Origin of the sequence: Staphylococcus rostri (genome assembly GCF_002902145.1) — a bacterium.
GTDB lineage: Bacteria > Bacillota > Bacilli > Staphylococcales > Staphylococcaceae > Staphylococcus > Staphylococcus rostri.
Window position 1 is genome coordinate 1 of record NZ_PPRF01000104.1, and the last position, 14,472, is coordinate 14,472.

12 protein-coding genes and 1 pseudogene are annotated in these 14,472 nt (G+C 37.3%); 11 read left to right on the plus strand and 2 right to left on the minus strand.

Annotated features, from left to right (window positions below; all coding sequences use genetic code 11):
• Together CD122_RS10690 and putP are read right to left on the minus strand one after the other, a co-directional pair.
• A pseudogene (locus CD122_RS10690) lies at positions 1-209 on the minus strand (hypothetical protein); the annotation flags it as partial.
• A gap of 533 nt (positions 210-742) precedes the next feature.
• Entirely contained in the window at positions 743-2,290 is a 1,548-nt protein-coding gene (putP, locus tag CD122_RS10695; RefSeq protein ID WP_103358945.1) for a sodium/proline symporter PutP, read from the minus strand.
• Between the two features lie 298 nt (positions 2,291-2,588).
• Here putP and gatC point away from each other — a divergent pair, with 298 nt between their 5' ends.
• The 11 genes from gatC to CD122_RS10755 all read left to right on the plus strand — a co-directional run bounded on the left by gatC (position 2,589) and on the right by CD122_RS10755 (position 14,276).
• On the plus strand, positions 2,589-2,891 hold the full coding sequence (gene gatC, locus CD122_RS10700; RefSeq protein ID WP_103358946.1) for an Asp-tRNA(Asn)/Glu-tRNA(Gln) amidotransferase subunit GatC: 303 nt from the start codon (positions 2,589-2,591) through the stop codon (positions 2,889-2,891).
• A 2-nt stretch (positions 2,892-2,893) separates the two neighbouring features.
• Complete coding sequence (gene gatA / locus CD122_RS10705) at positions 2,894-4,354, plus strand: Asp-tRNA(Asn)/Glu-tRNA(Gln) amidotransferase subunit GatA (protein ID WP_103358947.1); 1,461 nt, start codon at positions 2,894-2,896, stop codon at positions 4,352-4,354.
• A gap of 14 nt (positions 4,355-4,368) precedes the next feature.
• Complete coding sequence (gene gatB, locus CD122_RS10710; RefSeq protein WP_103358948.1) at positions 4,369-5,796, plus strand: Asp-tRNA(Asn)/Glu-tRNA(Gln) amidotransferase subunit GatB; 1,428 nt, start codon at positions 4,369-4,371, stop codon at positions 5,794-5,796.
• Between the two features lie 370 nt (positions 5,797-6,166).
• A complete protein-coding gene (locus CD122_RS10715) occupies positions 6,167-7,105 on the plus strand; it encodes a diacylglycerol kinase (RefSeq protein ID WP_103358949.1) in 939 nt (312 codons plus the stop codon).
• 108 nt (positions 7,106-7,213) lie between these two features.
• The gene (gene rlmD, locus CD122_RS10720) at positions 7,214-8,575 is read left to right on the plus strand and encodes a 23S rRNA (uracil(1939)-C(5))-methyltransferase RlmD (protein ID WP_103358950.1); all 1,362 of its coding nucleotides are present in this window, start codon (positions 7,214-7,216) and stop codon (positions 8,573-8,575) included.
• A 293-nt stretch (positions 8,576-8,868) separates the two neighbouring features.
• A complete protein-coding gene (locus CD122_RS10725) occupies positions 8,869-9,702 on the plus strand; it encodes a PRD domain-containing protein (protein ID WP_103358951.1) in 834 nt (277 codons plus the stop codon).
• An 18-nt stretch (positions 9,703-9,720) separates the two neighbouring features.
• Complete coding sequence (locus CD122_RS10730) at positions 9,721-10,041, plus strand: PTS lactose/cellobiose transporter subunit IIA (RefSeq protein WP_103358952.1); 321 nt, start codon at positions 9,721-9,723, stop codon at positions 10,039-10,041.
• Complete coding sequence (locus CD122_RS10735) at positions 10,038-11,732, plus strand: lactose-specific PTS transporter subunit EIIC (RefSeq protein WP_103358953.1); 1,695 nt, start codon at positions 10,038-10,040, stop codon at positions 11,730-11,732. Before CD122_RS10730 ends, CD122_RS10735 begins: the two co-directional genes overlap by 4 nt.
• Positions 11,733-11,798: 66 nt before the next feature.
• Positions 11,799-13,205: a 6-phospho-beta-galactosidase gene (gene lacG, locus CD122_RS10740; protein ID WP_103358954.1), complete on the plus strand. Its 1,407-nt coding sequence runs from the start codon at positions 11,799-11,801 to the stop codon at positions 13,203-13,205.
• 411 nt (positions 13,206-13,616) lie between these two features.
• Entirely contained in the window at positions 13,617-13,967 is a 351-nt protein-coding gene (locus CD122_RS10750; protein ID WP_103358955.1) for a hypothetical protein, read from the plus strand.
• Positions 13,968-14,021: 54 nt separating this feature from the next.
• Positions 14,022-14,276 (plus strand): hypothetical protein, encoded by a 255-nt coding sequence (locus tag CD122_RS10755; protein WP_103358956.1) that lies wholly within the window; start codon positions 14,022-14,024, stop codon positions 14,274-14,276.
• The last annotated feature ends 196 nt before the right edge of the window (positions 14,277-14,472 follow it).

Genomic DNA, 14,472 nt, shown 5'->3' on the forward strand with positions numbered 1-14,472 from the left:
TCATAAATATGTAAAGTTTTTATGTTTTCAAAATATGTCCCTTCTATATATTTATTTTCTTCCGATTGAAAAAATTTACTATACATATTTACGACATTATAATAATTGTTTCTTAATAAGTAAATTTTAGCCATTTCTACATCATTAAAAATTAATCCTCTTGTTTCAAGTATATTTATTTGTTCATCTATTGTTTTGAATGGTTTCATTTAATTTCCTCCCATAAATCTATACAAAAATGCCCCTTATTTACAAATGATTGTAAACAAGGGACATTTTGCGCAGATGAGTCCGCTCAAAGAGTAGGATACTCATTGCTATTCTTATTTATAATGATACGCATTGAAGTGACTATTGTCAATAAATAAGTTGGTTTTTTTACTAAATATATTTCTGAATGTAAAAAGGAGATAGGCATTAATAGTAATGTTCAGTTTGAGTTTGAGTATTTATGTTAATGGCAGTCGAGGTTAGGACAACGGGGCCTGGGACATTAATACAAACATTCAAATTAAGCCTGAAATTTTATGTATATGGCAGTAGCTGACTGATATGAAAATGCGCTTTTCAAGCTTTTTTCATGCCTAGTCAGCCTTGCCGGGGTGGGACAACGGAATCTTTTTAGAAAAAATGAGATTCCTGTCCCACTCCCTTATCCAACTCCCAAAACAACAAATCGGACGTTCACGCTGTTCAACGCGACGTCCGATACCCCTTCATGTTATTAAATTATCATGCCATTTTAGTTTTTTGCTTCACGTAGTTGGCGTTTGACTTCGTTAAGATCACGTTCTACAAAGTCTCCAGGTTTTTTCGTTATTTTTGATACAACAATTGTTACAATTAAACTTGCTAAAAAGCCTGGTACAATTTCATAAAGTGTGAAGAATTCAATTGTTTCGCCAAGTGGGCGTACAAAGACAATCCATAAGATAACTGTTAATGCCCCTGCAAGCATACCTGCAATTGCACCGTTTCTTGATAAACCTTTCCAATAAAGTGATAGGATGATCAGTGGTCCAAATGATGCACCAAAACCAGCCCATGCATTACCAACTAAGTTTAAGATCGTATCGTTAGGTGACCATGCAATGGCAATAGCAACAATTGCTACTACAATAACAGAGAGGCGTCCAACTAATACAAATTCTTTTTCATGCGCTTTTGCATTGGCTTTTTCGCCTCGGATGAGTTTGTAGAAGTCTTCTGTCAACGAGCTTGATGTCACAAGTAATTGTGATGAAATCGTGCTCATAATCGCGGCTAAGATAGCTGCAAGTAAGAAACCACCAATTAATGGATGGAATAGGATTTGTCCCATTAGAATGAATAATGTTTCAGGGTCTTGAAGTTCAACACCTTGTGCCGGAACAAATGCGATACCTAATAGGCCTACCATTACAGCGCCGAATAATCCAACGGCCATCCATGAAATCCCTATACGTCGCGTTAATTTGAAAAGGCTGACTGATCGGATACTCATGAAACGAACAAGAATATGTGGTTGACCAAAGTAGCCAAGCCCCCATGCGAAAAATGAAATAATACCGATGACTGTTGTCCCACGGAATAAATCCAAGTTCGTTGGTTTTAATTCAACGATTGTATCGAATGTGTCAAGGCCATTTAATTTCAATAGTACGACAATCGGTACCATGATCATGGCAATTAACATAATCACACCTTGGAAAAAGTCTGTAATCGATACTGCTAAGTAACCACCAAAGAATGTATAAATAATAACGATAGCAGCAACTAATACAAGACCAACGTGGTAATCTAATCCAAAAGCACTGTTGAATAGTTTACCACCTGATACAAAACCAGTGTGAGTGTACAGTGTGAAAAAGACAACAATAATCCCACCGGAAATAATCTTGATTAGGTTTGATTTGTCATTTAATCGATTGTTAAAAAAATCTGGCAATGTAATCGCATCGCCTGCAAGTTCAGTATGTACACGTAATCGAGGTGCGACAACCAGGTAGTTAATATACGCTCCTAATGTAAGACCAATCGTAATCCATAATGCAGATAGCCCAGTAGAATAGACTTCACCAGGTAGTCCCATGATCATCCATCCACTCATATCTGAAGCCCCTGCTGAAAGTGCAGTAACCCATGGACCGATATTACGACCACCAAGCATATACTCACTTAAATTACTTGTTGCTTGTTTATAGCCGTAGAAACCAATCACTAACAAAATGATAAAGTAGACGGCAATCATAATGTAAGTTTGCCAGTTTGGGTTAACCTGACTGGACAATGTTGCGCCTAATAAAAACATAGAAAGTCCCCCTTTAGTTTTTTAGTGGCATAAGATTATTATACAGTAATCAAGGGATAAGGAAAGTTCTTCTTTAAATATGAAATCATTGAAAGCGTATGAAATCGTCAAAAATATGTCTAATACCCATTTTGACGGGGAATTTTGGTGATGAAGCGGTATGATTTTCGTGTTAATTTCGTTCACAATCGATTCGACTTACGACTTTCCTAGCTACTTCTACAAATTTTTTAGATTTTTAGCGCAAAGTCTGATACAATTTGAAGATAAAAGAGTATTTTAAGGAGGCTATATTTAAATGGCTGAAATTACACATGAACAAGTCGAACATATCGCTAATCTTGCGCGTTTGAATGTGACTGAAGAAGAGTCAACTGCAATGCAAGAAACATTAGCTGGTATTTTAGATTTTTGCCATCAAATTGATTCAGTAAACACAGAAGACGTCAATCCAACAAACCACGTTTTAGATTTACAAAATGTATTGCGTGAAGATGTTGCAGTACAAGGATTGCCGCAAGATAAAGCATTAGTGAATGCGAAAGAAGTCGAGGCAGGTCAATTCAAAGTGCCTGCTGTTATGAATGAGGAGGACGCATAAAGATGAGCATCCGTTATGAATCAATTGAAAACTTACAACAAATGATTAAGGATAAAAAGATTAAGCCTTCAGAGATTGTGCGTGACATCTACGCAGCAATCGAAGAAACTGATCCAACAATCAAATCATTTTTAGCATTGGATAAAGAAAATGCCATGAAAAAAGCTGCCGAACTTGATGAACTTCAAGCGAAAGACGAAATGGACGGCAAGTTATTCGGTATTCCAATGGGTATCAAAGACAATATCATTACTGAAGGGCTAGAAACAACTTGTGCAAGTAAGATGTTAGAAGGCTTCGTACCAATCTATGACGCTACTGTTATGAAAAAGTTACATAGCGAAAATGGTGTGTTAATCGGTAAAGTTAACTTGGATGAATTTGCCATGGGTGGTTCTACTGAAACGTCTTATTACAAAAAGACGGTCAACCCATTTGACCATGCAGCGGTACCAGGTGGTTCTTCAGGTGGTTCAGCAGCAGCAGTAGCAGCCGGTCTAGTACCATTCACATTAGGTACGGACACAGGTGGTTCTATCCGTCAACCAGCAGCGTACTGTGGTGTTGTTGGACTTAAACCAACTTACGGTCGCGTATCACGTTATGGTCTTGTTGCATTCGCATCATCATTAGACCAAATCGGACCAATCACACGTAATGTTAAAGATAACGCGCTTGTATTAGAAGCAATCGCTGGTGAAGACGCGATGGATTCTACAAGTGCACCAGATGTTGCGCAAGACTTTACAGCAGACATCGGTAAAGACATTAAAGGTATGAAAATTGCATTGCCAAAAGAATACATTGGTGAAGGTATCGATAGTGAAGTGAAAGAAGCGGTATTAAAAGCAGCAGAAACATTTAAATCATTAGGTGCAACTGTTGAAGAAGTAAGCTTACCACGTACATCTTCAGGTATCCCTTCATACTATGTTATTGCATCAGCAGAAGCGTCTTCTAACTTAGCACGTTTCGACGGTATCCGTTACGGTTATCATTCAAAAGAAGCGAACACTTTAGAAGAACTTTACAAAATGTCTCGTAGTGAAGGTTTCGGTGAAGAAGTTAAACGCCGTATCTTCCTTGGTACGTATGTATTAAGCTCAGGTTACTACGATGCGTATTACAAAAAAGCACAAAAAGTACGTACATTAATTAAAAATGACTTTGAAAATGTCTTCAAAGACTATGATGTTATTTTAGGACCTACAACGCCTACAGTTGCATTTGATCTTGGCGCAGAAATCAACGATCCGTTAACGATGTATGCCAATGACTTATTAACAACACCTGTAAACTTAGCAGGTCTTCCAGGTATTTCAGTACCATGCGGTTTAGCAGAAAATGGACGTCCAATCGGCTTACAATTAATCGGTAAACCATTTGACGAAAAAACATTGTATCGTGTTGCGCATCAGTATGAAACGCAATTCAATCTACACGACCAATATCAAAACTTATAAGGAGTGGCAAGCAAATGCATTTTGAAACAGTAATCGGGCTCGAAGTCCACGTTGAATTGAAAACAGACTCAAAAATGTTTTCGAATGCGCCAGTAGCATACGGTGCAGAGCCAAATACAAACACAAGCGTTATCGACCTTGCATATCCAGGTGTCTTACCAACAGTGAATAAGCGTGCAGTAGATTGGTCAATGCGTGCAGCGATGGCGTTAAACATGGAGATTGCTACGGAGTCGAAGTTTGACCGTAAAAACTATTTCTATCCAGATAATCCGAAAGCATACCAAATCTCACAATTAGACCAACCAATCGGTGAACATGGTTACATCGACATCGAAGTGAACGGCGAAACAAAACGTATCGGTATTACACGTCTTCATATGGAGGAAGATGCGGGTAAATCAACACATAAAAATGGTTACTCACTTGTCGACTTAAACCGTCAAGGGACACCACTTGTTGAGATTGTATCAGAACCTGACATTCGTTCACCTGAAGAAGCATATGCGTACTTAGAAAAATTAAAATCAATCATCCAATATACAGGCGTATCTGACTGTAAAATGGAAGAAGGTTCATTACGTTGTGACGCTAACGTATCAATTCGTCCAGTCGGTCAAAAAGAATTCGGTACAAAAGCTGAGTTGAAAAACTTAAACTCATTCAACAACGTACGTAAAGGACTTGAATATGAAGTAAAACGCCAAGAAGAAGAGCTGTTAAATGGCGGCGAAATTCTTCAAGAAACACGTCGTTTTGACGAATCAACGGGTAAAACTATCTTAATGCGTGTTAAAGAAGCATCTGATGATTACCGTTACTTCCCAGAGCCAGACATCGTACCTTTATACATTGACGAAGAGTGGAAAGCACGTGTTAAAGCGTCTATTCCAGAATTACCAGACGCGCGTAAAGCGAAATACGTTGAGCAATTTGGTTTGCCAGCATATGATGCACATGTGTTAACATTGACAAAAGAAATGTCCGATTTCTTTGAAGAAGCTGTTGCAGAAGGTGCCGATGTTAAATTGACATCTAACTGGTTAATGGGTGGCGTTAACGAATACTTGAACAAAAACCAAATTGAACTTCAAGATACTGGTTTAACACCACAAAACTTAGCAGGTATGATTAAGTTGATTGAAGACGGTACAATGAGCAGTAAAATCGCGAAAAAAGTCTTCCCAGAACTTGCGGAAAACGGTGGCGACGCACAACAAATTATGAAAGACAAAGGCCTTGTTCAAATTTCTGATGAAGGTGCGGTCTTACAATTTGTACAAGATGCGATTGCGAACAACCCACAATCTGTTGAAGACTACAAAAACGGTAAAGGCAAAGCAATGGGCTTCTTAGTTGGTCAAATTATGAAGCTATCAAAAGGTCAAGCCAACCCACAATTAGCAAACAAATTATTGAAACAAGAATTAGACAAACAATAATAGATGAAATGACACGAGCAGTTATGATGATATATAGCTGTTCGTGTTTTTATATGGGTGTTCAGCTTCTGTGGTGGAAAGATAATTATATGTACCTAGTTTTATTTATATTGTAATTCCAGATGAGTTGAAATAGCTGTCTTCATTTAGCGTATAGTCCTTTGTGATTGTGCGCTTTTTGATTACCATCGTTTCTTGATTGCTCGCTTGCCAAGACATGGATTGATTAAATTAACATGACGATTTTTAATATGGATAAAAAGTTTGTCTGCGAGCGAAACTTTCAATAAATTAATGTTTATGGCTTTCATTACGCTTAAGATTGCTATAATATAAATTATGAGTATATCAAAATAATTGAGGGATACGAATGAGAAAACGTGCAAGGATTATCTACAATCCAACATCAGGTAAAGAAGTATTCAAACGAGCCTTGCCAGATGTTTTGGTAAAATTTGAACAAGCTGGCTATGAGACAAGTGCGTATGCAACACAGAGGATTGGCGATGCGACGGAAGAAGCTGCACGTGCAATCGATGCACAGTATGATTTACTCGTAGTTGCAGGGGGAGACGGCACACTGAATGAAGCAATCAATGGTATTGCTGAAAAGCCAAACAGACCGAAATTAGGACTTATACCGATGGGAACAGTGAATGACTTTGGCCGTGCGTTACATTTACCAACAGATATTTTTGAAGCGGTGGATGTCATATTGAATGGCAAGACAGTTCAAGTAGATATTGGGAAGATGAACAGTCGTTACTTTATTAACTTAGCAGGTGGCGGTAAAATTACAGAAGTGTCTTATGAAGCACCGAGTAAGTTGAAGTCAATCGTAGGACCATTTGCATATTATATTAAAGGCTTTGAGATGTTACCACAAATGCATCCAGTTGATGTGCGCATTGAATATGACGGCAACGTATTTGAAGGTGAGATTACCTTATTTTTACTTGGGTTAACCAATTCGATGGCAGGTTTTGAAAAACTAGTTCCAGACGCGAAACTAGATGATGGTATGTTTACTTTGTTGATTGTGGAAAAAGCTAACTTAGCAGAACTTGGTCATATTATGACGCTGGCATCACGTGGTGAACATATTGGTCATCCAAAAGTACATTATATAAAGGCACAATCAGTGAATATCTCATCACTTGCTGAAATGCCACTGAACGTAGATGGGGAGTATGGCGGTCAATTGCCAGCAAACTTCTTGAATTTAGTACGTCATATTGAAGTATTTTCACCAGCAGATGTAAATAACGAATTATTAATTGATGAACCGACAAGTACAACGGATTTATAAAAATAGAGAGACTTGAAATCTAAAGAAGTAAACAGGTTTCAGCGTCTCTCTTTTGTCATGCTATGTATCCGTAGCAAATTGAAAAGAAATAGAAAGAGTGAGTAGGCTGTGCCAATCGTTGAAAAGAATGAAACATATATAGGACGTGTCGTTGACTTAACACATGAAGGTCACGGTGTCGTTAAAATAGATCGCTATCCAATCTTTGTGCCACAAGCATTAACAGACGAAACAATCCGCTACAAAGTGATCAAAGTGAATAAAAAATATGGCTTTGGAAAACTGGTTGATGTAATAGAAGAAAGTGAAAATCGTGTCACGCCACCATGCGATTATTATCAAAAATGTGGGGGCTGTCAGTTACAACATTTGTCTTATGAAGCACAACTTGAGATGAAAAGAGAACAAGTGGTCAACTTGTTTCATCGTAAAGGCAAAATGACAGACGTCCCAATTCATCCAACAGTTGGAATGGCAGAGCCTTGGCACTACCGTAACAAAACACAAATTCCAGTGGGTGCAACAAAAGAAGGGGCTGTTCAAATGGGCTTCTATCGTCAGCGCAGCCATGACATTATAGATATGGATGAATGTCTGATACAAGATGATATTCAAAACCAAATCATGCGTGAGATTAAACAATTGGTGCAACAATATGGTATTTCAACATACAATGAACAGCGCCACCAAGGGTTATTACGTCACATAGTTATTCGCCTTGGTCACTTTACGAACGAAGTCATGGTTATTTTTGTCGTCAATGGTAAGAAGTTACCACATGCCGATGCGATAGTTGAGACACTAACACAAACTTTCCCAGCGATTAAAAGTATTAAAGTGAATGTCCATAGAGAAAAATCAAACGTTATTATGGGGACAACATCGCATACACTTTATGGCAAAGATTATATTGAAGACACATTGAATGACATTCATTTTGAAATTAGCGATCTGTCATTTTATCAAATTAATGTGACACAAACGCAGAAATTATACAATATTGCGGTGGATTACGCGCAATTAACAGGCAATGAAGTCGTGTTAGATGCATACTGTGGCATTGGAACCATTGCATTATCAATGACTGACAAAGCGAAACACGTTTATGGTGTGGAAGTTGTACCTGAAGCAATTGAAGATGCCAAACGTAATGCAGAAAACAATGGTTACGACAACACAACATTTGTCGCAGGTCCTGCAGAAAAAGTGATTTTAGATTGGCAACGTGCAGGCATACAACCAGATGTTGTGACAGTGGACCCACCACGCAAAGGTTGCGACCCAACATTTATCGAGACGTTGAAAGCATTAGCGCCTGAACGCATTGTGTATGTATCATGTAACCCAAGCACACAGTTGCGAGATATTCAGTTGTTGGAAGACCAATATCGCGTCGTAGAAATTACGCCAGTTGATATGTTCCCACATACAACACACGTTGAGACTGTTGCATTGTTGGAGAGAAGATAAGTATAGGACGCTAAATCTTTCAACAGTGACAAACCGAAGAGTGAAACGCATATTTGACGATGATAAAAAATAATTAATAAAAAACAAACTAATTAGAACAAAAAATAACTTTTTCGAACAGAAAGGGTTTACATTTGAATAACTGCATGATATAAATAAAGTATAAATCAAATACGGGTAGATTGTGACTATTTCGGATAGGCGAGACTACAGATGAACGAAAGAGTGAGAACTCTTTGTTTATTTGTAGTCTCTTTTTTTACCCATAATTCGACAGGATAAGGAGGGATTACATGTATCGTATTTTACAAGCACTTAATAATAATGTTGCCCTTGTAAAAGATGCGTATGATCAGCAATTTGTCGTGATGGGACTCGGCATCACCTTCCAAAAGCGTAAAGGTGACTTAATCGTCAAAGACAAAGTTGAAAAAGTTTTTTCACTCAAAAGTGCTGCATCTAGGGAGAACTTTATGTCGTTATTAAAAGATGTACCACTTGATTTTATTACTGTTACGTATGATGTGATTGAAATGTTAACTGAAAAGTATGCATATCCAGTTCAAGAATATTTGTATGTAACGTTAACTGACCATATTCACTGTTCATATAAAGCGGTATTAGAAGACAATTATCAATATAGTAAGTTACCGAATTTTTCACAAGAATACAGTATAGAATATGCGATGGCGAAAGAGGCTTTGAATATATTTCGACAAAAGCTACTGCATACATTTCCCGATGATGAAATTGAGCGAATCGCATTACATTTTATCAATGCCAGAGGGGTGACACCAGTTGAGAAAAAACAGAGTGCAGATATAACAAGGGCCGTTTTGCCAAAAGTTAAAGATGAATTAGAACGTTTGGGCATTAGACGCACAGAGTCAAACAGTAACTTTTACGACCGATTTATGATTCATCTGACTTATTTTCTGCATCATATAGCACATAGTTCACAGGACAACAGTACTTTAATGGATATGGGTAAGCACATTCAAGTTGCCTATCCGAAAGCGTATGAAGTTGGAACGAAAATATATGACATTATCGCATCAGAAACCAATGTACCTATATCTGAAAGCGAGAAGTTTTATATCGCAATACATGTACAACGATTATTTTAAAATAAAGGAGAAATCAACATGAATAGAGAAGAAATTACACTTTTAGGGTTTGAAATTGTATCTTATGCAGGAGAAGCACGTTCGAAATTGTTGGAGGCATTAAAAGTAGCAGAGCGTGGGGCATTTGAAGAAGCGGAAGCACTTATTGAATCAGCGAATACGAGCATCATTGAAGCGCACAATGCACAAACAAGTTTACTGCAACAAGAAGCAGCAGGTGAAGACTTACCATATAGTGTGACATTAATGCATGGTCAGGATCATTTGATGACGACATTACTTTTAAAAGACTTAATGAAGCATATGGTTGAGCTTTATAAAAGAGGTGTGAAACAATGAATGGCTTAATTGCTCAAATTGAGAAAGGGAAACCGTTTTTTGAGAAGTTATCACGTAATATTTACTTACGTGCAATCCGCGATGGTTTTATTGCAAGTATGCCTGTTATTTTATTTTCGAGTCTCTTTTTATTGATTACTTTTGTTCCAAATATTTTTGGCTTTGAATGGAGTCAAAATGTAGTCGATGCTTTGATGAAACCGTATAACTATACGATGGGCATCGTCGCTTTGCTTGTTGCAGGGACAACGGCTAAGTCACTCACGGATTCTTTTAATCGTCGTTTAGAAAGTACCAATCAAATTAACTATTTATCAACGATGCTTGCGGCAATTACAGGGTTCTTAATTTTAGCGTCGGATGCAATAGAAAATGGATTTGCAAGTGGCTTTTTAGGAACAAAAGGGCTTTTAGCAGCATTTGTATCAGCGTTTATCGTTGTGAATATATACAATGTATGTGTGAAAAACAATGTATCAATTCGTATGCCTGAAGAAGTCCCACCTAATATTTCACAAGTGTTTAAAGATTTAATACCGTTTACTTTATCATTATTGACGATATATGCCATAGATATCATCGTGCGCCATTTTGTAGGAACAAGTGTCGCCGAAGCAATTGGTACGTTACTCGGGCCTTTATTTACAGCAGCAGATGGTTATCTTGGAATAACAATCATCTTTGGTGCATTTGCTTTTTTCTGGTTTGTCGGAATACACGGACCATCCATTGTTGAACCAGCGATTGCCGCAATCACATACGCCAATGTAGAAGCAAACTTCCAACTTCTACAATCAGGTGCGCATGCAGATAAAATTATTACTTCTGGGACACAGATGTTCATTGTAACGATGGGAGGGACCGGTGCGACACTCGTCGTCCCGTTTATGTTCATGTGGTTGACGAAATCCAAACGTAATAAAGCCATTGGGCGTGCATCAGTCGTACCAACATTTTTCGGAGTGAATGAACCGATATTATTTGGGGCACCACTCGTATTAAATCCTGTCTTTTTCATTCCATTTGTATCTGCACCTATTGTCAATGTATGGATATTCAAAGCATTTGTAGATATTCTTGGTATGAATAGCTTCAGTGTCAATCTACCGTGGACAACACCAGGTCCTATCGGCATTATTATGGGAACAGGTTTTGGTTTTTGGTCTATTATCCTAGCCGTGACATTAATCGTAGTGGATGTACTTATATACTATCCATTCTTAAAAGTATATGACCAACAAATCTTAGAAGAAGAACGTACAGGCAAGTCATCTAATGCATTAAAAGAAAAAGTTGCCGAAAACTTCAATACAGAAAAAGCTGACGCTATTCTGGCAAAAGCAGACACGATAGAACCACAGGTAATCACAGAACAGACAAATGTACTCGTATTATGTGCGGGCGGTGGTACGAGCGGTCTATTAGCGAATGCATTAAATAAAGCTGCTGAAGAATATGGAACACCAGTAAAAGCGGCAGCAGGTAGTTATGGTGCACACCGTGAAATATTATCGCAATATCAATTAGTGATTCTTGCGCCACAGGTCGTTTCGAATTATGACGATATGAAGCTTGAAACAGATAAGCTGGGTATCAAATTAGCAAAAACAGAAGGCGCACAATACATTCGTTTAACACGTGATGGACAAGGTGCGTTGGCATTTGTAAAAGCACAGATGGAAAATAACTAAATTGATTATAGAAAGCAAAATTAGAACAGAATTTAGTATATCTCAATAAATAGAAGAGGTGTCGATATGATAAAAAAATTACCAAAGGACTTTATATTTGGTGGTGCAACAGCAGCGTATCAAGCAGAAGGTGCGACAAAAACAGATGGTAAAGGACCGGTCGCATGGGATCGGTATTTAGAGGAGAATTACTGGTATACCGCAGAACCTGCAAGTGACTTCTATCATAAATATCCAGTTGATTTATCGCTATCAGAAGCATACGGCATCAATGGTATTCGAATTTCAATCGCATGGTCTCGTATCTTTCCGAATGGTGAAGGGACAATTAATCAAAAAGGGGTAGAATATTATCACAACCTTTTTAAAGCCTGTCATCAACATCATGTAGAACCTTTTGTGACACTACATCATTTTGATACACCGAAAGCACTACATGATAATGGCGATTTCCTAAACCGTGAAAATATTGAGCACTTTTTAACATATGCAGCCTTTTGTTTTGAAGAGTTTTCGGAAGTCAATTATTGGACGACCTTTAATGAAATAGGACCTATTGGAGACGGGCAATATCTTGTTGGGAAGTTTCCACCAGGTATCCAATACGATCTTTCAAAAGTATTTCAATCGCATCACAATATGATGATTGCACATGCAAAAGCTGTTAAATTATACAAAGACAAAGGTTATCCTGGTGAAATTGGTGTGGTTCATGCCCTACCGACGAAATATCCATTCAATCCAGATAATCCAGAAGACGTACGTGCAGCCGAGTTAGAAGATATTATTCACAACCGATTCATATTAGATGCCACGTATTTAGGTCACTATTCTGATACAACGATGGCAGGTGTTAAGCATATATTGGCAGTAAATGGTGGCTCATTGGACTTACGCGATGAAGACTTTGAGATATTAGAAGCTGCCAAAGATTTAAATGATTTTCTAGGGATTAACTATTATATGAGCGATTGGATGCAAGCGTATGACGGTGAAACTGAAATCATTCATAATGGCAAAGGGGAAAAAGGAAGTTCTAAATATCAAATCAAAGGGGTTGGACGTAGAGTCGCACCAACAAATATTCCAAAGACAGATTGGGATTGGATTATCTATCCACAGGGACTATACGACCAAATTATGCGTGTGAAAAAAGCATATCCAAATTATAAAAAAATCTACATCACTGAAAATGGGCTCGGTTATAAAGACATATTTGAAGATCATACAGTTTATGATGATGCACGTATTGATTACGTTAAACAACATCTAGAAGCAATATCAGATACGATTACAGATGGTGCCAATGTAAAAGGCTATTTTATTTGGTCATTAATGGACGTATTTTCTTGGTCCAATGGCTATGAAAAACGATATGGCTTATTTTATGTAGATTTTGATACACAGAAACGCTATCCCAAAAAATCTGCTCATTGGTATAAGAAATTAGCTGAGACACAAGTGATTGAGTAAGCAATACAGCTTTTTATAGGAGAGCGTTCATACTTATTTATGACTTGTGGTACCTTCTTAGTGCATAAATTTACAGTGTGTTAGCTTTGTGCTTACATTAAAAACTAAATAGCGGAATGGCAACAAACGATTTAAAACGTTGAATCAAATGGACGCCAACTGAAAAAGGGCGAGACAGTATATCAGACTGTCCCGTCTTTTTTACTTGAAAAAGACTAAAGTTAAGGGCTATGGTATAATATTGCACAACGTTTAAAAGTGAGGCTGAGTATATGAATTCAAAAAATATTATAGAAAAAGCCTATGAAGGTTATCATTTTGCTGAGAAAAAAATCGTTGATAATGTGAAAATATATCGCTTTGGTATGAAATAGGTACGGGAGAAATGCGCTGTTAGGAGCGCATCATCCAATGCGAAACCGCTCCTTGCATATTAGAAGTAATTTTGAAACACTGAGAGAAACGGACATTGATGATATAAAACTGGACATTGCATATAAAAAAGTGGACATTGGAATAATAAAAGCGGACATTGCCAGGGCGTTTCATACTAAAACAGCCAGTCATATCAAAAAATTACTTGAAATGTTTGAAACGACACGAATTTTCGGACGTTCGGATGTGATGCGTGTGACGGGATTGAAAAGTTCGAGAGCATCAGCGTTATTAAATGATATGTTACAACATCAACTTATTCAAAAGGTATCTGGATATGGAAAAGGGAAATACAAATTCAAAAGTGGAAGACAAAATAAAAAATGAAACTTTATTGAACGCTTTTTTAATATAATGATATTTTAAAGGAGATACTTTAAAATGGAAGTGATACAACCACAAAATTGTGCAAATGCACCTAAGCAAGCAACATTACTTAGCTATGTTATTTTAGACATGACAGAAGACGCCATGGATCAGACGTATATTCTTTCGCATGGTAAGTTAGCATCAATATTTGGCTATGCAACAAAAGGCGATAAAAACTATAAGATTTCATATTTCGCTGAATTTCAAAGTCATAAAAGAGATAGTACGATTAAACATATAGAGAAGATGGTTGAGTTGAACTTATAATAACGGACTTTATAATTTTGTACCGAGTTTCTTCTATTATAATACTGACGAATTTAATCGTAATTTATAAAGTAAATCATCATAAAAAATGGATGCATACCTAAATGGTAGGGCATCCATTTTTTAATGCCGATTAAAACTAGTAAGCTGTCAAGAATATTCATATTGCTCACATTTTAATAGTTCCATTTTATAT

Coding starts and splice junctions, on each gene's coding strand:
- lacG (WP_103358954.1), top strand. CDS start 11,799: ATGATAAAAAAATTACCAAAGGACTTTATATTTGGTGGTGCAACAGCA.
- gatA (WP_103358947.1), top strand. CDS start 2,894: ATGAGCATCCGTTATGAATCAATTGAAAACTTACAACAAATGATTAAG.
- CD122_RS10730 (WP_103358952.1), top strand. CDS start 9,721: ATGAATAGAGAAGAAATTACACTTTTAGGGTTTGAAATTGTATCTTAT.
- CD122_RS10755 (WP_103358956.1), top strand. CDS start 14,022: ATGGAAGTGATACAACCACAAAATTGTGCAAATGCACCTAAGCAAGCA.
- gatB (WP_103358948.1), top strand. CDS start 4,369: ATGCATTTTGAAACAGTAATCGGGCTCGAAGTCCACGTTGAATTGAAA.
- CD122_RS10735 (WP_103358953.1), top strand. CDS start 10,038: ATGAATGGCTTAATTGCTCAAATTGAGAAAGGGAAACCGTTTTTTGAG.
- putP (WP_103358945.1), bottom strand. CDS start 2,290: ATGTTTTTATTAGGCGCAACATTGTCCAGTCAGGTTAACCCAAACTGG.
- CD122_RS10725 (WP_103358951.1), top strand. CDS start 8,869: ATGTATCGTATTTTACAAGCACTTAATAATAATGTTGCCCTTGTAAAA.
- CD122_RS10750 (WP_103358955.1), top strand. CDS start 13,617: ATGCGAAACCGCTCCTTGCATATTAGAAGTAATTTTGAAACACTGAGA.
- CD122_RS10715 (WP_103358949.1), top strand. CDS start 6,167: ATGAGAAAACGTGCAAGGATTATCTACAATCCAACATCAGGTAAAGAA.
- gatC (WP_103358946.1), top strand. CDS start 2,589: ATGGCTGAAATTACACATGAACAAGTCGAACATATCGCTAATCTTGCG.